Annotated in this window: 20 protein-coding genes; 17 read left to right on the forward strand and 3 right to left on the reverse strand. The window is 69.2% G+C overall.

Annotated features, from left to right (window positions below):
- Window positions 1–20 precede the first annotated feature (20 nt).
- From BKN51_RS37080 to BKN51_RS37100, 5 genes are all read left to right on the forward strand, one after another.
- Complete coding sequence (locus BKN51_RS37080; RefSeq protein WP_369862300.1) at window positions 21–848, forward strand: redox-sensing transcriptional repressor Rex; 828 nt, start codon at window positions 21–23, stop codon at window positions 846–848.
- A gap of 2 nt (window positions 849–850) precedes the next feature.
- A complete protein-coding gene (locus tag BKN51_RS37085) occupies window positions 851–2,167 on the forward strand; it encodes a glutamyl-tRNA reductase (protein WP_101612016.1) in 1,317 nt (438 codons plus the stop codon).
- Complete coding sequence (hemC, locus tag BKN51_RS37090; protein ID WP_168214476.1) at window positions 2,164–3,111, forward strand: hydroxymethylbilane synthase; 948 nt, start codon at window positions 2,164–2,166, stop codon at window positions 3,109–3,111. Before BKN51_RS37085 ends, hemC begins: the two co-directional genes overlap by 4 nt.
- A gap of 60 nt (window positions 3,112–3,171) precedes the next feature.
- Window positions 3,172–4,704, forward strand: coding sequence for a uroporphyrinogen-III synthase (locus BKN51_RS37095; RefSeq protein WP_101612017.1), 1,533 nt, complete (start codon window positions 3,172–3,174; stop codon window positions 4,702–4,704).
- 363 nt (window positions 4,705–5,067) lie between these two features.
- Complete coding sequence (locus BKN51_RS37100) at window positions 5,068–5,436, forward strand: hypothetical protein (RefSeq protein ID WP_101613684.1); 369 nt, start codon at window positions 5,068–5,070, stop codon at window positions 5,434–5,436.
- 279 nt (window positions 5,437–5,715) lie between these two features.
- On the opposite strand, the gene BKN51_RS37105 is transcribed toward BKN51_RS37100, so the two are convergent.
- Window positions 5,716–7,002: an Nramp family divalent metal transporter gene (locus BKN51_RS37105; protein ID WP_168214477.1), complete on the reverse strand. Its 1,287-nt coding sequence runs from the start codon at window positions 7,000–7,002 to the stop codon at window positions 5,716–5,718.
- Between the two features lie 150 nt (window positions 7,003–7,152).
- Between BKN51_RS37105 and hemB the strand changes: the two genes are divergently transcribed.
- From hemB to BKN51_RS37125, 4 genes are read left to right on the forward strand one after another with little or no spacing between them, the layout of a single operon-like run.
- Complete coding sequence (gene hemB, locus BKN51_RS37110) at window positions 7,153–8,124, forward strand: porphobilinogen synthase (RefSeq protein WP_101612019.1); 972 nt, start codon at window positions 7,153–7,155, stop codon at window positions 8,122–8,124.
- Window positions 8,125–8,134: 10 nt separating this feature from the next.
- On the forward strand, window positions 8,135–8,680 hold the full coding sequence (locus tag BKN51_RS37115) for a hypothetical protein (protein ID WP_101612020.1): 546 nt from the start codon (window positions 8,135–8,137) through the stop codon (window positions 8,678–8,680).
- The gene (locus BKN51_RS37120; protein WP_101612021.1) at window positions 8,677–9,132 is read left to right on the forward strand and encodes a hypothetical protein; all 456 of its coding nucleotides are present in this window, start codon (window positions 8,677–8,679) and stop codon (window positions 9,130–9,132) included. The genes BKN51_RS37115 and BKN51_RS37120 overlap by 4 nt, the downstream gene beginning before the upstream one ends.
- Window positions 9,110–9,484, forward strand: a complete 375-nt coding sequence (locus tag BKN51_RS37125) for a hypothetical protein (protein ID WP_101612022.1) — start codon at window positions 9,110–9,112, stop codon at window positions 9,482–9,484. The genes BKN51_RS37120 and BKN51_RS37125 overlap by 23 nt, the downstream gene beginning before the upstream one ends.
- Here the strand turns inward: BKN51_RS37125 and BKN51_RS37130 are convergent.
- The gene (locus BKN51_RS37130) at window positions 9,481–9,972 is read right to left on the reverse strand and encodes a TspO/MBR family protein (protein ID WP_101612023.1); all 492 of its coding nucleotides are present in this window, start codon (window positions 9,970–9,972) and stop codon (window positions 9,481–9,483) included. The genes BKN51_RS37125 and BKN51_RS37130 overlap by 4 nt on opposite strands.
- Before the next feature lie 122 nt (window positions 9,973–10,094).
- On the opposite strand from BKN51_RS37130, the gene hemL reads away from it, so the two are divergent.
- The 8 genes from hemL (at window position 10,095) to BKN51_RS37170 (ending at window position 18,729) form a co-directional block, all read left to right on the forward strand.
- Complete coding sequence (hemL, locus tag BKN51_RS37135) at window positions 10,095–11,399, forward strand: glutamate-1-semialdehyde 2,1-aminomutase (protein WP_101612024.1); 1,305 nt, start codon at window positions 10,095–10,097, stop codon at window positions 11,397–11,399.
- Window positions 11,396–12,028 (forward strand): histidine phosphatase family protein, encoded by a 633-nt coding sequence (locus tag BKN51_RS37140; RefSeq protein ID WP_101612025.1) that lies wholly within the window; start codon window positions 11,396–11,398, stop codon window positions 12,026–12,028. The genes hemL and BKN51_RS37140 overlap by 4 nt, the downstream gene beginning before the upstream one ends.
- On the forward strand, window positions 12,025–12,606 hold the full coding sequence (locus BKN51_RS37145; protein ID WP_101612026.1) for a TlpA family protein disulfide reductase: 582 nt from the start codon (window positions 12,025–12,027) through the stop codon (window positions 12,604–12,606). Before BKN51_RS37140 ends, BKN51_RS37145 begins: the two co-directional genes overlap by 4 nt.
- A 311-nt stretch (window positions 12,607–12,917) precedes the next feature.
- A complete protein-coding gene (locus BKN51_RS37150) occupies window positions 12,918–13,589 on the forward strand; it encodes a rhomboid family intramembrane serine protease (protein ID WP_101612027.1) in 672 nt (223 codons plus the stop codon).
- A 359-nt stretch (window positions 13,590–13,948) separates the two neighbouring features.
- Entirely contained in the window at window positions 13,949–14,734 is a 786-nt protein-coding gene (locus tag BKN51_RS37155) for a cytochrome c biogenesis CcdA family protein (RefSeq protein ID WP_174720502.1), read from the forward strand.
- A gap of 74 nt (window positions 14,735–14,808) precedes the next feature.
- Complete coding sequence (gene resB / locus BKN51_RS37160) at window positions 14,809–16,308, forward strand: cytochrome c biogenesis protein ResB (protein WP_233223112.1); 1,500 nt, start codon at window positions 14,809–14,811, stop codon at window positions 16,306–16,308.
- 5 nt (window positions 16,309–16,313) lie between these two features.
- Entirely contained in the window at window positions 16,314–17,294 is a 981-nt protein-coding gene (ccsB, locus tag BKN51_RS37165) for a c-type cytochrome biogenesis protein CcsB (RefSeq protein ID WP_101612029.1), read from the forward strand.
- 79 nt (window positions 17,295–17,373) lie between these two features.
- A complete protein-coding gene (locus tag BKN51_RS37170; protein ID WP_101612030.1) occupies window positions 17,374–18,729 on the forward strand; it encodes a MinD/ParA family ATP-binding protein in 1,356 nt (451 codons plus the stop codon).
- Here BKN51_RS37170 and BKN51_RS37175 read toward each other — a convergent pair.
- Entirely contained in the window at window positions 18,726–18,908 is a 183-nt protein-coding gene (locus BKN51_RS37175) for a hypothetical protein (protein WP_101612031.1), read from the reverse strand. The two genes, BKN51_RS37170 and BKN51_RS37175, sit on opposite strands and share 4 nt — an antisense overlap.
- Between the last annotated feature and the right edge of the window lie 20 nt (window positions 18,909–18,928).

Below are 18,928 nucleotides of genomic sequence, written 5' to 3' on the forward strand. Positions count from 1 at the left end.
GACCAGAGGAGCGGACAAGCGTGGTGTCGCAACGAGGCCGGCGCACCCGGGTGACACCGGACGCCGACAACGCGCCCACCGCGGAGATGCCCGCCGTCGAGGCCACCGCCGAGCCGGAAGCCGTCCGCGCGAAGTCGATTCCCGAGGCCGCCGTCGCGCGCCTCGCCGTCTACCTCCGCGTCCTTTCCGGGCTGGCCGAGCAGGGCGCGACGACGATCTCCAGCGAGGAGCTCTCGCAGGCCGCGGGCGTCAACTCCGCGAAACTGCGCAAGGACCTGTCCTACCTCGGCTCGTACGGCACCCGCGGCGTCGGCTACGAGGTCAGCGTCCTGGTCAGCCAGATCGAGCGGATCCTCGGCCTGACCCGCAAGCACAAGGTCGCCGTGGTCGGGATCGGTAACCTCGGGCACGCGCTGGCCAACTACGGCGGGTTCCCCGGCCGCGGGTTCCCGGTCGAGGCGCTGTTCGACCTCGACCCGGACCTGGTCGGCGTGCCGGTCGGCGGCCTCCCGGTCTCCCATCTCGACGAGATCCCCAAAGTCTGCGCCGAACGGCAGATCTCCATCGGCGTCATCGCCACTCCGCCCACCGCCGCGCAGTCGGTCTGCGACCGGCTCGTCGCAGGTGGCGTGCAGTGCATCCTGAATTTCGCCCCGGTGGTGCTGCAGGTTCCGGCCCATATCGAGGTGCGCAAGGTCGATCTCGCCGTCGAGCTGCAGATCCTGTCGTTCCACGTCGCTCGCCGCGCGGATTTGGCCGCTCACGGCAACGGCGGAGGAGACGCCGCCCCCAAGGGCGCCGAGAATGGCAGCGTGAACGGCCACGGCAACGGAATGGTGGTGCGCTGAAGATGAGCGTGTTGGCGGTCGGGCTTTCGCACCGCAGTGCCGAGCTGAACACCCTGGAGCGCGTCGCGGTCCCCGCGACCGACGTGACCAAGGTGCTCCACGAACTGCAGCAGGCCGAGCACGTCAGCGAGGCGATCCTCGTCTCCACCTGCAACCGCATCGAGGTCTACGCGGTCGTCGAGACGTTCCACGGCGGCCTGAACGACGTCTCCGACGTGCTCGCCCGGCAGGCCGGGATGGAGCCCGCGGACCTTTACGACTCGCTGTACGTGCACTACGCGGGCGCCGCGATCGAGCACCTGTTCTCGGTCACCTCCGGGCTGGACTCGATGGTCGTCGGCGAGACGCAGATCCTCGGCCAGATCCGGTCGTCGTACGCCACCGCGCGCGACGCGGGCACCGTCGGCCGCACGCTGCACGAGCTGATCCAGACCACGCTGCGCGTCGGCAAGCGTGTCCACAGCGAAACCGGGTTGGACAAGCTCGGCGCGTCGGTCGTCTCCGAGGCGCTGGCCGCTGCCGGGGACATCGCGGGCAAGCGCGCGCTGATCGTCGGCGCCGGGTCGATGGGCGCGCTGACCGCGTCCCAGCTGCGCAAGTCCGGGATCGGCGAGATCACCATCGCCAACCGCACCGAAGCCAGGGCCGCCCGCCTCGCCGCCGCGAGCGTCGAGCAGGGAGTGCCCGCGAAAGCCGTCCAGATGAGCGGGATCGCGGACGCGGTCGCCGAAGCGGACGTCGTCGTCTGCTGCACCGGCGCGAACGCCGCGGTGTTCACCACCGCGCACGTCCCGGCCCGCGCCGGTCGCCCGCTGGTCGTCTGCGACCTCGGACTCCCGCGTGACGTCGAGCACGAGGTCGCCGAGCTGGCCGACGTCACCGTTGTCGACCTCGAGACCATCCAGCGCCGCATGCGCGAAGCGGGCACCCCGACCACGGAACGCCAGACCGCGAAGGCCACCGGCATCGTGCTCGACGAGGTGCGCGAGTACCTCGCCGGCCAGCGCAGCGCCGAGGTCACCCCGACGGTGACGGCGTTGCGGCGCCGGGCGGCCGAGGTGGTCGACGCCGAACTGCTGCGGCTGGACAACCGCCTGCCGGACCTCGAAGCCGGGGTCCGCGAGGAGGTCGGCCGCACGGTCCGCCGAGTGGTCGACAAGCTGCTGCACGCGCCGACGGTGCGGGTCAAGCAGCTGGCCGCCGAGACGGCCGACACCGATTACGCCAACGCGCTGCGCGAGCTGTTCTGCCTCGACCCGCAGGCGCCCGCCGCCGTGGCGAGTCCTACGTCAACGCCGAAAGACAGTGATCATCAGTGAGCAGAGTCATCCGGATCGGGACGCGCGGCAGCAAACTCGCCCTCGCGCAGACCGGCACCATCGCCGACGCCCTGCGCGCCACCGGGGCCGAGGTCGAGCTCGTCACCGTGACGACCCCCGGCGACAAATCGTCCGCCCCGATCCCGACGATCGGGGTCGGCGTGTTCACTTCCGCGCTGCGCGAAGCCTTGCTGCGCGAGGAAGTCGACGTCGTCGTGCACTCGTACAAGGATCTGCCGACGAAACCGGAGCCGGGCATCGTGCTCGCCGCCGTGCCGCTCCGCGAGGACCCGCGTGACGCGCTGATCGCCCGTGACGGGCTCACTCTCGGCGAGCTGCCGCCCGGTTCGACCGTCGGCACCGGCTCGCCGCGGCGCACCGCGCAACTGCGCGCGCTCGGTCTCGGTTTGGAAATCGTGCCGATCCGAGGCAATATCGACACCCGCATGCGCAAGGTGACCGACGGAGAGCTCGACGCCGTCGTCCTGGCGCGTGCCGGACTGGCCAGGATCGGCCGGGCGGAGGAGATCACCGAGACCCTCGACCCGATCCAGATGCTGCCCGCGCCCGCACAGGGCGCGCTGGCGGTGGAGTGCCGGGCCGGAGACGTGGACATCGAGCACCTGCTCGGGTCCACAGTGGACGATGAAGGCACCCGTGCCGTGGCGACCGCCGAGCGGGCGTTGCTCGCGGCGCTGGAAGCCGGGTGCAGCGCACCGGTCGGAGCGCTGGCGGAGATCGTCGAAGACCTGGACGCCGATGGCCGGGTCGTCGAGCGGATCTCGTTGCGGGGCACCGCCGCCGTCGAAGCTGACGGGGAAGCGGTCGACATGGTGCGCGCTTCCGCGCTCGCCGACAAGCACGAAGCCGAACAACTCGGCCGGACACTGGCCGCCGAGCTGCTCGACCTGGGGGCCGGCGCACTGTCCGGCCCCGCCCAGTGAGTCAGAACGTTGAAGGTAGGGCCGCGATCGACTGCGGCCGCTCAAGAGGAGAACGCACAGATGACCCCCGCGCGTAAGACCACCGGGCGTGTCGCCTTCGTGGGCTCGGGCCCCGGTGACGCCGGTCTGCTGACCGTCCGCGCTCAGGAGCTGCTCGCCAAGGCCGAGGTCGTGGTGACCGACCCGGACGTCCCTTCGGGCGTCCTGGCCCTCACCGCCGAGGGCGCCGAAGTGCGCCCCGCCGTCGGCGAGGCCACCGAGGTCGCCAAGGACCTGGTGAACGAGGCCAAGGCGGGACGGCTGGTACTCCGGCTGATCGCCGGTGACCCGCTGACCCAGCCCGCCGTCGTCGCCGAGGTGCAGGCCGTTTCCCGGACCAGCGCCGTCTTCGACATCATCCCGGGCGTCTCGCCGGGCGCCGCCGTCCCGGCGTACGCCGGTGTCGCGCTCGGCGGCACGCACACCGAGGTCGACGTCCGCGGTGACGTCGATTGGGCCGCGCTGGCCGCCACCCCGGGCCCGATCGTGCTGCACGCGACTTCGGCGCACTTGGCCGAGGCCGCGTCCGCGCTGACCGAGCACGGGCTGCCGTCGAGTACCCCGGTCGCGGTGACGTCCAACGGCACCATCAACACCCAGCGCACCCTGGACACCACGCTGGCCACCGTCGCGAACGAGGCAGGCGAGCTCGTCGGCCCGCTGATCGTGACCATCGGCCAGGCCGTCGGCCAGCGCTCGAAGCTGTCGTGGTGGGAGTCGCGCGCGCTGTACGGCTGGAAGGTCCTGGTGCCGCGCACCAAGGAGCAGGCCGGTGAGATGGCGGAGCGGCTTCGCGGCCACGGCGCCACCTCGCACGAGGTCCCGACCATCTCGGTCGAGCCGCCGCGCAGCCCCGCGCAGATGGAGCGTTCGGTCAAGGGTCTCGTCGACGGCCGCTACCAGTGGATCGTCTTCACCTCGACCAACGCCGTCCGCGCGGTGTGGGAGAAGTTCGAGGAGTTCGGCCTCGACGCCCGCGCGTTCTCCGGCGTGAAGATCGCTTGCGTCGGCGAATCGACCGCCGCGAAGGTGCGCTCGTTCGGCATCATCCCCGAGCTGATCCCGGAAGGTGAGCAGTCCTCGGAAGGCCTCCTCGCCGAGTTCCCGCCGTACGACGACGTCCTCGACCCGGTCGACCGCGTGCTGCTGCCGCGGGCGGACATCGCCACCGAGACCCTTTCGGCCGGCCTGCGTGAACGCGGCTGGGAGATCGACGACGTGACCGCGTACCGCACGGTGCGTGCCGCGCCGCCGCCAGCCGAGACCCGCGAGATGATCAAGACCGGCGGTTTCGACGCGGTCTGCTTCACCTCGTCCTCGACCGTGCGGAACCTCGTCGGCATCGCCGGCAAGCCGCACACCCGCACGCTGGTCGCGTGCATCGGCCCGAAGACCGCGGAAACCGCCGTGGAATTCGGGCTGCGGGTCGACGTCCAGCCCGAGAAGGCCGACGTCCCGCACCTGGTCGACGCGCTCGCCGAGCACGCCGCGCGGCTTCGCGCCGAAGGTGCGCTCCCGCCGCCGCGCAAGGCGAAGCGGGCCCGCCGCTCCTGACGGTTCGTACTTGGGCCCTTCGCAAGTAGTCGACTACTTGCGAAGGGGTCGTGAGTGGCGATTCGCGGACTGTGTGGATTTTGGGTCATCTAACGCCCCAAAATCCACACAGTCCCGCCGTCACTGGTCCGATCGTGGCGGGCTGTGTGGAAATAGGGACACTCAACGTCCCTATTTCCACACACCCCTTCGCACGTAGTCGACTACTTGCGATCCGCACACTGGTCTCCTGACGATCACCGCTGAAGCCCCCTTCTCACGTTTCGCGTGGGAAGGGGGCTTTTTCGGTCCTTAGTGAATATTTATCGCGCGGGTAGCGGTGGTACTTAGCCTCGGTGGCTCGACAATCACTGGGGAGTGATCATGAAGTTTCTTGTTCGGGCCACGACGGTCGCCGGTGTGCTGGCGCTCGGTTTCGCCGGATTGGCGGGCACCGCCTCCGCCGCGCCGACCACGTCGCTGGAGGTGTGCAGCCCGCTCGGATGCGCGGTGCAAAGCGTCCAGGCCACCATCGGTCCGGGAGAGCTGTTCACCACGTTGACCGACAACTCGCCGACTGCGGCCCTCATCGCACAGTTCATCGTGTCCCCGCCGAGTCAGACCAGCATCGTCCACGTCAACGATGGGGTGTTCCATGGCTTGGTCAGGTTGCCGAGCGGCTGGAAGCAGCTGACGGTGAAGGCCTGCTCCACCCCGACCAACTGCAACAGCAAGTCCATCATCCGGCTGTAAGGCCTCGTGAGTGGCCCTACTGGATTCTGGCTTCGGCTGATCGGAGGTCCGGTCCGTGAAGGCCTCCTTCCCTACCTTCAGAGTAGGGAAGGAGGCCTTCACGGACCGGCTCGACCACCCGGCGAACGGCTCAACGTCGCGAGGCCTCAGGACCGCGGCGGCATGTCGCGAAAGCCACTTTCACAACCATCAACGTTGCGAAAGTGGCTTTCGCACCTCCGGCGATGGAGTCCGAAACCGGAGCGGTCCCGTCGACCCGAATCGCCACTCAAGACCGCCTCAGCTGAAGAACTTCACGACCTCCGTGTAGGCCAGGTACGCGAACATCGCCAGGCAGATGCCCAGCAGCCCGTTCGAAACCCAGCCGGACCGCCCCGACCTCGGCACCCGCGACGTATTCAGCATCACCAGCAACGTCGCCGCCAGGAACGGCATGAACAACGAGCCCAGTACGCCGTAGATCACCGTGAGCTGGAAGGGCTGGTCGAGGAACAGCAACGCCATCGGCGGAAAAGTCAGCCACAGCACGTAACCCCGATAGGCGAAACTGCGCTCCCCGGCCTTTTTCTCGTACGCCTCAACGCTTTCCGTCGTGTCCGCGGGCAGCCGCAGGATGCGCCACCAGTCCGCGAAGAGCAGGCTCACGCCGTGCCAGACGCCGATCACCGACGTGAACGAAACCGCGAAAAAGCCGATGAGGAACGGGATCCGCGCCCATTGCCCGTAGTCCGCGGCGAGCGTGTCACCGAGGAACAGGAGGCCCTTGTCGCCCGAGATGATCTTCTGGCCCAGCAGCAGTTCCGCGCCGACGATCAGCATCGCGATCACGAAGATCCCGGTCATGAGGTAGCCGACGGCGTTGTCGGTGCGCATCATCGGCAGCCACTTCGCCGAGCTCCAGCCCTTCGCGAGCGTCCAGTAGCCGTAGGCCGCCAGGGTGATCGTGCCGCCGACACCGCCGACCAGGCCGAGGACGTAGACGAGCGAGCCGTCGGGCAGGGTCGGGACGGCGCCTTCGAACAGCGCGGTGAAGTTCGGCATGACGAGGATCGCCGTGCCGACCACGGTCACGAACATCACGCCGGTGAGCACCGTCATCAGCTTCTCGATGATCGCGTACCGGCCGAACCACACCAGCGCGAAGCCGAGCAGGCCGCAGATCATCGCCCAGTACCGCACCGGAAGCGCGGGGAAGAGCGCGTTGAGCGGCAGCCCGGACGCCGACATCGCGGTCGCGCCGTAGACGAACCCCCAGATCACCGCGTAGATCCCGAAGTAGATCAGCGCCCAGATCCCCAGCGTCCGCCAGCCGGACAGGATCGTCCGGCCCGACGTCAGATGCCAGCGGCCGACGGCTTCGGCCAGCGCGAGTTTGAAGATCGTCCCGACGAGCACCGCCCACAGCAGCGTGTACCCGAAGCGCGATCCGGCCACCATCGTCGCGACGAGGTCGCCCGCGCCGACCCCGGTCGCGGCGGCCATGATTCCTGGCCCGACCTGGCGCAGCCGTGCGCGCCAGCCGACGGGCGGTTCTTCCAGTTGGTCGGTCACCGTTGAACTCGACATGCGGTGGAATGTAACCCGCGTCACAGTGGGTACGAACCGGACGAAGGTGACTCTTTACCGTCTCTTAGGGAACGCCGCCCGACTGGACCAATGCGCCTTTCACCGCGCCTGCGGACCGGTTCTCAAGCGGGCCGGAGTACCGTCGTAGGGGTGTTTCCCGAACATCGTCCCCGCAGGCTCCGTACCACTCCGGCCATGCGCAGGCTGGTCGGTGAGACGACGCTGCGCCCGCGCCAGCTGATCCTCCCGATGTTCGTGGCCGAGGGCATCGACGCGCCCCGCCCGATCTCCAGCATGCCCGGGGTCGTCCAGCACACCCGTGACACGCTGCGCAAGGCCGCCGTCGAGGCGGTCAACGCCGGCGTCGGCGGGCTGATGTTGTTCGGCATCCCGAAGACGCGTGACGCGGAGGGTTCCGGCGCGGTCGATCCGAACGGCATCCTCAACGTCGCCCTGCGCGATCTGAAGTCCGAGCTCGGCGACTCGACGGTCCTGATGGCCGACACCTGTCTCGACGAGTTCACCGACCACGGTCACTGCGGCGTCCTCGACGCCGATGGCGGTGTCGACAACGACGCGACCTTGCGCCTGTACGCGGAGATGGGTCTCGCGCAGGCGGAATCGGGCGCGCATCTGCTCGGGCCCAGCGGGATGATGGACGGCCAGGTCGGTGTCATCCGCGCCGCGCTCGACCGCGCCGGGCGCACCGACACCGGAATCCTCGCCTACTCGGCGAAGTTCGCCAGTGCGTTCTACGGCCCCTTCCGCGAGGCCGTCGACTCGCAGCTGAAGGGCGACAGGAAGACGTACCAGCAGGATCCGGGCAACGTGCGTGAAGCGCTGCGCGAGATCGAGCTGGACATCGCCGAGGGCGCGGACATGGTCATGGTCAAGCCCGCGCTGTCCTATTTGGACGTCATCAGGGCCGCCGCCGAAGCGTCGCCGGTTCCCGTGGCGGCGTACAACATCTCGGGTGAGTACGCGATGGTCGAAGCCGCCGCCGCGAACGGCTGGCTCGAACGCGAGCGCACGATCCTCGAGGTGCTGACGTCGATCCGCCGCGCGGGTGCGGACATGATCCTCACCTACTGGGCGGCCGAAGCCGCTGCTTGGCTGGACTAGGCTGCCTCGCGTGAGCGACAGCGAAGCGGGCGAAACGGACGACGAGCGCCGCAAGCGGGGGAGGGCACCCGACCCGATCCTTCCGGGTCAGGAGCCGCCGAAGCGGGTCGTGCCGAAGCCCGTCGCCCTCTCGTTCTGGCTGTGGATCGCGACCGGTCTCACCCTGATCGCCGGACCCGCCTGGCTGCAGATCGGCAGGCAACAGGTGATCGACGAGTACTCCAGGCAGAACGCCGTGCAGCCCGACCCCGCGCTGAAGGTCGACCCGGCACGGATCGTCGAGGGCGTCGATGTCCTGATCAGGAACCTCTTCGTCGGAGCGATCACCTTCGCCCTGCTGTTCGGCCTTTTCGCTTACAAGGCCCGCGAGGGCACGCGTTCGGCCAGGGCGGTGCTGACCGGTCTCGCGATCTTCCTGGCGCTCGTCGGGGTCTTCCTCCTCGGTGGCGCGCTCTTCGTGGTCATCGCCACGCTGATCGCGGCGATCGCGCTGATCCTGATGTACCTGCCCAGCGTCGCCGACTACTTCCCGAAGGTCGGGCGCGAGCTGCCATGACGCCCGAGCCGGCTCTCTACGGTGAACCCGGCGTCGGCTGGACGGCGTTGCTGTGGGCACCGCTGTTCGCCCTCGCCGGGCTGCTCGCCGAACTGGCGACCGGTGGACCGGTCCACTGGCTGGCCTGGATCCTGGTCGCGGCGGGACTGGTGCTGATCACCCTGCCGTGGGTGTACGCCCGCCGCCGGTTCCTCTCGCTCGAAGTCACCGCCGACGGCTACCGGCAGGGCCGCGAAACCCTGGAGGCCGCCCGGATCACCGAGGTCCTCGGCGACGAAGAAGCCCCGGTCGGGGCGCGGGTCCTCGGCGGCGGCTGGACGATCCCCAAGAAGCACGGCGAGGTCGGCCTGAAGCTCGATGACGGGGTCTTCGTCCGCGCCTGGGCCAAGGATCCGGACGCCCTCCGTGAGGCTCTCGAGGATTTGGTGCGTGCTCGCACCACAGAGTCATGAGAAGCTGCTCACTGTGATCGACCTTCCCCAGCCGACCGGGGCCGACCTGTGGCCACCGGAGGACGCCCGGCCCGCGGCCCGCCTGCACAAACCCCTGCGCGCCGTGGTGGGTGCCGTCGAGCTGATCCTCGCCGCGCTCGCGGTGTGGGGTGTTTTCGCGTGCTGGAAAGCCGGGGTCGTCCCGGTCGTGATCACCTACGGCGAGACGACGACCCTCGAATCGCAGCGCTACTTCGGCGGCCCGCTGGCCGGTGCCATCGGGCTGGGGGTCCTGGCCGCGATCCTGGTGGTGGACGCGATCCGCCAGTTCCTCCTCGCCGTCCGCACCAAACAGCGCAAGCCCAAGGACTAGTTGAGCCAGACGACGGCGGCGTTGACCGCGGTCGAGAACAGCAGCCACAGCAGGTACGGCACGAGCAGCCAGGCCGCGAGCTTCGACCGGCGCCCGAATTCCATCATCGTGATGGGCACCACGAAGTCCAGCAGGACGACGTCGGCCAGCGCCAGGGCGTGCGCGCTGCCGGCGAAGAACAACGGCGTCCACAGCAAGGTCAGCAGCAGGCAGAGGCCGTAGAAGGCGAAGCCGCGCGTTTCACCGTCCGTCCGCCAGTAGAACCAGCCCGCGACGGCGACCACGAGGAGCAGAACCGACCACATCGGGCCGTAGAGCCACCCTGGCGGCGCCCACGACGGACGCGCCAGCGCGTTCTGCGCCTCGGAGCGGGTGGCCACGGCCAGTGCGGCCACCACCCCGACGATCACCGACAGGGCGATGAATCCGGCCAGGGCCTGCCAGCGCAGGCGACGATGGTGGGTCGGCGGTGAAGGCACCGTGGACACGTGGGTTCCTCCGCGAGTGTTTCGACAGGAGTGCTTCCCACCCTAGTGGGACCGGTCACGCCGCGCCCGGAACCGCGAGGACTCGGCGGCGGGTGTCATCCGGGATTTGCGAGACTGGGGGCGTGACTACCGGAGTCGATCAGTCCAAGGCATGGTTCGAACGAGCGAAGGCCGTGGTCCCGGGCGGGGTGAACTCCCCGGTGCGGGCCTTCAACTCCGTCGGCGGCACCCCGCGGTTCATGGTGCGCGGCGAGGGTCCGTATCTCTGGGACGCCGACGACAACCGCTACGTCGATCTGGTCTCCTCATGGGGGCCGATGATCCTCGGGCACGCGCATCCGGACGTCGTCTCCGCCGCGCGCGAAGCCGCCGTCAACGGCCTGTCGTTCGGCACGCCGACCCTCGGTGAGGTCGAGCTGGCCGAGGAGATCATCGGGCGCGTCGAGCCGGTGGAGCAGGTCCGCCTGGTCAACTCCGGCACCGAGGCGACGATGAGCGCGATCCGGCTGGCCAGGGGGTTCACGGGCCGGGCGAAGATCATCAAGTTCGCCGGTTGCTACCACGGTCACGTCGACGCGCTGCTCGCCGAAGCGGGCTCCGGAGTCGCGACACTCGGCCTCCCGACGTCGCCCGGTGTCACCGGCGCGCAGGCGGCCGACACGATCGTCCTGCCCTACAACGACCTCGACGCGGTCCGGAAGTCCTTTGTGGACAACCCGGAGTCGATCGCCGCGATCATCACCGAAGCGGCCGCGGGCAACATGGGCGCCGTCGCCCCGGTCGAGGGCTTCAACGCCGGGCTCAAGGAGATCGCGCACGAGCACGGCGCGCTGCTGATCATGGACGAGGTGATGACCGGGTTCCGCGTCTCGAAGGCGGGCTGGTTCGGCCTCGAAGGCGTCGCCGGTGACCTGTACACCTTCGGCAAGGTGATGTCCGGCGGGCTGCCCGCCGCCGCCTTCGGTGGCCGCGCCGACGTCATGGCGAAGCTGGCCCCGGGCGGGCCGGTGTACCAGGCGGGGACGCTGTCGGGGAACCCCGTCGCAGTCGCCGCCGGGCTCGCGACCCTGCGCGCGGCCGACGACGCCGTGTACGCCGCCCTCGACGCCAACGCGAAGCGGCTCGGCGACCTGTTCGACCGGTCGCTGACCGAGGCCGGGGTCACGCACACCGTGCAGTACGCGGGCAACCTGGTCAGCGTGTTCTTCAGCGAGACCCCGGTGACGAACTACCCGGGCGCGCAGGCTTCGGAGACCTGGCGGTTCCCGGCGTTCTTCCACGCGTTGCTGGACAACGGCGTTTACGCGCCGCCGAGCGCGTACGAGGCGTGGTTCGTCAACGCGGCCATGGGTGACGCCGAGTTCGAGATCATCGAGTCCGCGCTACGCGTGGCCGCCCGCGCTGCGGCCGAGGCGGTCCAGGCGTGAGCGAGACGACGATCGTGCACCTGCTCCGCCACGGTGAAGTGCACAACCCGGACAAGATCCTGTACGGCCGGCTGCCCGGCTTCAAGCTCTCCGACCGCGGCCAGCGCCAAGCGCTGACCGTCGCCGAAGCCGTCGCGACGCACGACATCACGCATGTCGTCGCTTCGCCGCTTCAGCGCGCGCAGGAGACCGCGGCGCCGATCGCGGCCGCGCACCGGCTCGACGTCGACACCGACGAGAGGCTCATCGAGGCGGACAACCAGTTCGAGGGCGAGCGGGTCGCCGTCGGCGATGGTGCCCTTCGGCAGCCGAAGCACTGGCCGAAGCTGGTCAACCCGTTCCGGCCGTCGTGGGGCGAGCCGTACGTCGAGATCGCGCACCGCATGCTCGGCGCGATCTACCGTGCGCGGCAGGCGGCCGAGGGGCACGAGGCGCTGTGTGTCTCACACCAGCTGCCGATCTGGACCGTGCGGCGGTTCCTGGAGGCGAAGCGGCTCTGGCACGACCCGCGCGTCCGGCAGTGCTCGCTCGCGTCGCTGACCAGCCTGGTCTTCGAGGGCGAGGAACTCGTGCGGATCGTCTACAGCGAGCCCGCCGGCACCACCGATCCGAAGGTGACCGGGGCATGAAGCGGATGCTGGCGGCCATGGCGGTGCTGCTGCTCGTCGTCACGGGCTGCACGACCGGCAAGGACGCCGTCGTCACCGGCGGCAGCTTCAACTTCGTGTCGCCGGGCGGGAAGGTCGACATCACCTACGACGTCGCGGACCGCCAGAAGTCACCGACGCTGTCCGGCGACGACCTCATGAACGAGGGCAAACAGCTCTCGATCGCCGACTTCCCCGGCAAGGTCGTCGTGCTGAACCTGTGGGGCCAGTGGTGCCCGCCGTGCCGCGTCGAGGCGCCCGAGATGCAGAAGCTCTACGACCAGACCAAGGCGTCCGGCGTCGAGGTGGTCGGCATCGACCTGCGCGACAACGACCGGCAGCCGCCGCAGGACTTCATGCGGGACCGGAAGCTGACGTACCCGTCGATCTACGACCCGTCCGGGCGGACGCTGCTGCAGCTCTCGGGCTACCCGCGCAACATCATCCCGTCGACGATCGTGCTGGACAAACAGCACCGCGTCGCGGCGGTGTTCCTGCGCAGCCTGCTGGCTTCGGACCTGCTGCCCGTCGTCGAACGCCTGGTGGCCGAACCCGCCTGACCCCCACGCGTTTCGTTCTCTGGTTGCGGTCCTTGCACACGCAACGACCGCAACCAGAGGACGAAACGCGGAGGGCGGCGTCGGTCTGAGCTCGGAGCTGAAGGGGCCTTTCCCTGCATCTGATGCGGGGAAAGGCCCCTTCGGGGCGTTACATGCGGCGAAGGGCCCCTTCAGCCCGCCGCCTGACCCGCGCGTTTCGTCCTCTAGTTGCGGTCCTTGCGCGCAACTACCGCAACTAGAGGACTAAACGCGGAGGCTGGTTATCCTCCTCGTCTGCCGCGCAGGGCGGCTCTGAACTGGGGAGAAGGAACATGACGACTGCTGGAGACGTGCCCAGAGCAGGTCAGCGTGACGCCGAAGCCATGATCGCGGAGGCCAAGAAGGCTCTCTTCGTCATGGTCGGCGTGCTCGTGGTCCTCTGGCTGATCCAGATCTACAACGCCATCGACGGCTACGCGCTCGCCCTCGAATACGGGACACGGGCGCGGGAGATCAGCTCGCTGCCCACCGTGCTCACCGCGCCGCTGATGCACGCCAGCTGGGGGCACATCGAGTTCAACTCCGGGCCCCTGTTCATCTTCGGGTTCCTCGCGGCGTATCGCGGGGTGAAGAAGTTCCTCAGCGTCACGGTCCTGATCGCGGTGACGAGCGGCCTCGGCGCGTGGGCCCTGCACGACTCCGGCACGATCGGCGTCGGCGCGAGCGGGCTGGTGATGGGGTACTTCGGGTACGTGCTCGTGCGCGGGATCTTCGACCGGCACAAGATCGACATCGTGATCGGCCTGGTCATGGCGTTGTGCTTCGCGTACCAGTTCACGAACCTGTTCCCGCAGGACGCGGGCGTCAGCTGGCAGGCGCACCTCTTCGGCTTCCTCGGTGGCCTGATCGGCGGCTGGGTGTTCCGGGACCGTCGTCCCAAGCCGGTGGACGCCGCGCCCGCCTTCCCCACCATCCCGCTGACGCCGCCCGACACCCTCAAGTAGTCCTCTGGTTGCGGTAGTTCGTCAGCGAACTACCGCAACCAGAGGACGAAACGCGGGAACCTCGGTCACGACAGGGCTGAAGGGGCCTTTCCCCGCATCTGATGCGGGGCAGGGGCCCTTGCCCGCGTCGCATGCGGCGAAAGGCCCCTTCAGCCCCCACCCCACGCCCCGCGTTTCGTCCTCTGGTTGCGGTCCTTGCGCGTGCAACTACCGCAACCAGAGGACGAAACGCGGGAAGTGGGACGGGACCAACGTCCTGACCGGGTGCGACGTAGGTCCCGTTGGGCCAGCCCCGGCGTTTTGACTCCGACCACACTGCCTACGCTCAGCCGAGTGAACGCAGTAACTCCGCAAGATGCGTGGCCACGTTGGCGACGGGTGTAACCGAGCTGGCCCTCACCGGGCCGCTGCTGCTCGCTGCGGGTGTCGCGCTGCTGGCCGGGACGATCTCCTTCGCGTCCCCGTGCGTCGTGCCGCTGGTGCCCGGGTATCTCGCGTACCTGGCGGCGCTGGTCGGCGCGGACGCCCCCGCGGTCAGCTCCGACGAGGAGCGCAAGAAGGGCCGCTACGCCGTCGTCGGTGCGGCGGCGCTGTTCGTGCTCGGGTTCACCGTCGTCTTCGTCGTGACGCTGGGGACGCTGGTCTGGATCGCCGACGCCGTCGCGGTGAACATGGACCTCCTCCAGCGCCTCGGCGGCGTGCTGACCATCGCCATGGCGCTCGTCTTCCTCGGCTGGATCCCCGGCCTGCAGCGCGAGTTCCGGTCGCACCACGTGCCGCGCGGCGGCCTCTGGGGCGCGCCGGTGCTCGGCGCGGTGTTCGGGCTCGGCTGGACGCCGTGCATCGGGCCGACGCTGTCCGCGGTCATCTCCATGGCCAGCGCCACCGGCGGGGCGGCGGCGCGCGGTTACGTGCTGATCCTGGTCTACTGTCTCGGCCTCGGGCTGCCGTTCCTGCTCATCGCGTTCGGCGCCCGCTGGGCCGTCCGCGCCACGGACTGGCTGCGCCGCCACGGCCGTCAGGTGCAGGTCTTCGGCGGCGCCCTGCTGATGATCGTCGGCATCCTGCTGGTGACCGGACTGTGGGGCGACATGACCGGCTGGATCAGAGACACCCTCGTGACCGACCTCAGGCTGCCCTTGTGACCACCGAATACCGCCAGACGCCGCTGAAGCGGGTCCTCGCCTTCCTGCGCAACACTTGGCGCGGGCTGACGTCGATGCGCACCGCCCTGGTGCTGCTGTTCCTGCTCGCGCTCGCCGCGATGCCCGGCGCCCTGCTGCCGCAGCGGAACCTCAACGTCGCCAAGACCGACGAGTACATCGCCGCGCACGGCTGGTGGGGCGAACTGCTCGACCGCACGCAGTTCTTCGAGGTCTACGGCAGCGTGTGGTTCTCGGCGATCTACATCCTGCTGATGGTCTCGCTCATCGGCTGCCTCGCGCCGCGCAGCCTCGACTACGCGAAGGCGATGCGCGCCAAGCCGGTGCTCACGCCGCGCAAGCTCGCGCGGATGCCGCACCACCTGTCCACCACGACCGACCGGACTCCCGAAGCGGTCATGAAGGACACGCACGCGCTGCTCAAGGGCTGGCGCCGCGTCGAGCACGAAGAGGCCGACGGAGCCCGAAGCATCTCCGCCGAACGCGGGTACCTCCGCGAGACCGGCAACCTCGTCTTCCACTTCGGCATGCTCGGCCTGATCATCTTCTTCGCGCTGGGCAAACTCTTCGGCTACGAAGGCCAGGTCATCGTCCAGGCCGACAACAGCCAGTGGTGCAACTCCGGGATCCTCGGTTACGACACCTTCAACGCGGGCCTCCGCGTCGACGGCACCGACCTGAACCCCTTCTGCATCCGCCTGAAGGACTTCGAAGCGCGCTACACCGAGGCCGGACAGGCGAACTACTACCACTCCAACATGGAGTACCAGTCCGGCGAAGACCTGCAGACCGGCGCGTGGAAGCCGTACGGACTCGAGGTCAACTCGCCGCTGCGCACCGCGGGCGACCGCGTCTACCTGCTGAACTTCGGGTACTCCCCGAAGTTCACGGTGACCTTCCCCGACGGCACCGTGCGCACCAACATCACGCCTTGGCGTCCCGCCGACGAGCCGACGAAGCTCTCCGAAGGCGCGACGAAGATCGACCAGCCCGGCATCGCCGACCCGATCGAACGCCGCACCCGGCAGCTCGCGATCACCGGGCTGCTCGCCCCGACCGCGTTCCTGCACGGCAACGTGCTGACGTCGTCGCGGCCCGAGGCGAGCAAGCCGGCCGTGGCCGTCGACATCTACCGCGGCGACCTCGGCCTCGACGCCGGCCGTGGGCAGTCGATCTTCCAGATCGACCAGTCGCTCGTCGAGGACGGCAGGCTCAAGAAGCTCACCCGGCAGAACCTGAACCAGGGCCAGGAGACCGTGTTGGACGACGGCACGAAGGTCCGCTTCGACGGCGTCCAGGAATGGGTCGCCATCCAGGTCTCGCACGATCCCGTCCAGGGCTGGGTGCTGGTCTGCGCGGTCGCGATGCTGATCGGGCTGGCGGGATCGTTGCTGGTCAAGCGGCGCCGGGTCTGGGTCCGGGTGATCCCGGCGCGTGAGGGCGGGACAGGTACCGTGATCGAGGTCGCCGGGCTGGCGCGCACCGATCAAGCGGGCTATGGCGAAGAGTTCCAGCGGATCGGCGACAAGCTGGTCCAGGGGCAGAGAGGCAACTAGAGGTCATGCCGATCAACGAGACGCTGTCCCAGTACAGCGACTACTCCTACACCACCGCGGCGGCGATCTACGTCATCGCGCTGATGTTCGCCCTCATCGAGCAGGGTTTCGGGGCGAAGGGCCGCCTGGCGGCCGAACGCAGCATGCAGCGCTCCCGCGAACTGGTCGGCGCGGGCGGTCCGCCGTCGACGCCGACGGCTTACGGGACGCCCGCCGAGCCCCCGCGTGAGATCGGCCGCCCCGAGCGCATCGGCCGCATGGGCGCCGCGCTGCTGGTGCTCGCCGCGCTGCTCCACCTGTCCGCGATCGTGTTGCGCGGGCTCGCCGTGAACCGCGCGCCGTGGGGCAACCTCTACGAGTACGGCATGGCCACGACCTTCATCGCCGTGGTGACCTGGATCGTCATCATGCGGAAGTTCCCGGTCCGCCACCTCACCGGCTTCCTGCTGCTGCCGGTCGTCATCCTGATGTTCGTCAACGGCACCATGCTCTACACGACGGCCGCGCCGGTGCAGCCCGCGCTGCAGTCGTACTGGCTGATCATCCACGTCTCCGCGGCGATCATCGGCTCGGGTGTCTTCCTGGTGCCGGGTGTCGCGAGCGTCCTTTACCTCTTCCGCGCCGCCCACGACGACAACCCGTCGAAGTTCGCCAAGTTCGGCCCGAAGCTGCCCGCCGCGGACGTGCTCGACCGCATCGCCTACCGGACCACCATCTTCGCTTTCCCGATCTTCACCTTCGGCGTGCTCTGCGGCGCGGTGTGGGCCGAGGCGGCGTGGGGCCGGTTCTGGGGCTGGGACCCCAAGGAGACCGTCGCGTTCGTGGCGTGGGTCGTCTACGCGGCGTACCTCCACTCCCGGGCCACCGCCGGCTGGCGGGGGAAGCGGGCCGCGATCATCAACATCGTCGGCTTCTCCGCGACGATCTTCAACATGTTCTTCGTGAACCTGGTGACGTCGGGCCTGCACTCCTACGCCGGGGGCTGACCGTCGCCGCTGCACGCGAGCCGACTACCGTCAATACTGAGGTAATGGGGGAAGACGTGCGCGGAGGAGGAATTCAGCGGTGACCGGACCCAACGAAGAATCGGCTCCTGGCCACCCCGAACCCGTCGAGAGCGACCAGCCCTCGGAGTTGTTCTCCGAGGACAGGACGGACTCGGCGCCGCACCCGCCCGCGAGCGCCTTCGAGGCCGAGCCGACCCAGGTCGTCCAGCCCCAGTACCCGCAGCAGGCGCAGTACCCGCAGCAGCCCGCCCAGCAGCAGCCGCCGTTGCCGCAGCAGCCGTTGCCGCAGCCGTCGCAGGGGCAGTACCAGCAGGCCTACGACCAGAACCTGCCCCCGCTTCAGCCTCAGCAGCAGGCGCCGCAGCAGGCCGCCCAGTACCCGCCTCAGCCTCAGCAGTACGCGCCGCCTCCGCAACAGCAGGCCGTCCAGCAGCCCGGGGTGCCGGGGCTCCCGCAGCCGCAGGGCAGGCACGCGCTCCCGGACGAGCTCGCCACCGCGAGCCTGGTCAAGCCGCAGAAGCGCAAGCCGCAGTCGGGCTGGCGCAAGGCGCTCTACGTGGGCACCGGCAAGCTCCTCAACCCGGGTGAAAGCCCGGCCGACACCCGCAAGCGTGAACTGATCGCGCAGATCAACCAGCCGCTGCGCGGGTGCTACAAGATCGCGATGCTGAGCCTCAAGGGCGGCGTCGGCAAGACCACCACGACCACCACGCTGGGCTCGACGTTCGCGTCGCTGCGCGGTGACCGGGTCGTCGCCGTCGACGCGAACCCGGACCGCGGGACGCTGTCGCAGAAGATCCCGATCGAGACCACCGCGACCGTCCGGCACCTGCTGCGGGACGCGGACAAGATCACCAGGTACAGCGACGTCCGGTCGTACACCTCGCAGGGCGGGAGCAGGCTGGAGATCCTCGCCAGCGAGCAGGACCCGGCGGTTTCGGAGGCATTCTCCGAGGACGACTACCGGCGCACGGTCAACCTGCTGGAGCACTTCTACAACATCGTGCTCACCGACTGCGGGACCGGTTTGATGCACTCGGCGATGAAGGGCGTCCTGGACGTCGCGGACGCGCTGGTGGTGGTCTCGTCAGGGTCCGTGGACGGCGCGCGCAGTGCCTCGGCCACGCTCGACTGGCTGGAGGCGCACGGCTACGGTGACCTGGTCAAACGGTCCGTCGCGGTGATCAACTCGGTGCGGCCGAAGGGCGGCTCCGTCGACCTCGACAAGCTCTCCGCGCACTTCGGCGCGCGAGTCCGGTCGGTCTGCCGCATCCCGTTCGACCCGCACCTGGAAGAGGGCGCCGAGATCGAACTGGACCGGCTCGACGCCGACACTCGGCTCGCGCTGCTGGAGCTGGCCGCCACCGTCGCCGACGGTTTCGGAGGCCAGCAGTACCGGCAGGTCCAGCCCTAGTCTTTGTCCTCGTCTTTACCTTTGCGCTGTTGCTCACCGAGCTTGCGCAGGAAGTCGGGGTCGTCGTCCGGGGCCAGCGTCGGCCGCGGCGAGGGCACCCCGACACGCTCGATCCCGAACGCGCGCCACAAAACCACGGCGACGGTGAGCGCTCCGATGGCCGCGAGCAAATAGATCATGCTCGGTCCCTTTCCGCGTG

Source organism: Amycolatopsis sp. BJA-103, from assembly GCF_002849735.1.
Classification (GTDB): Bacteria; Actinomycetota; Actinomycetes; order Mycobacteriales; family Pseudonocardiaceae; genus Amycolatopsis.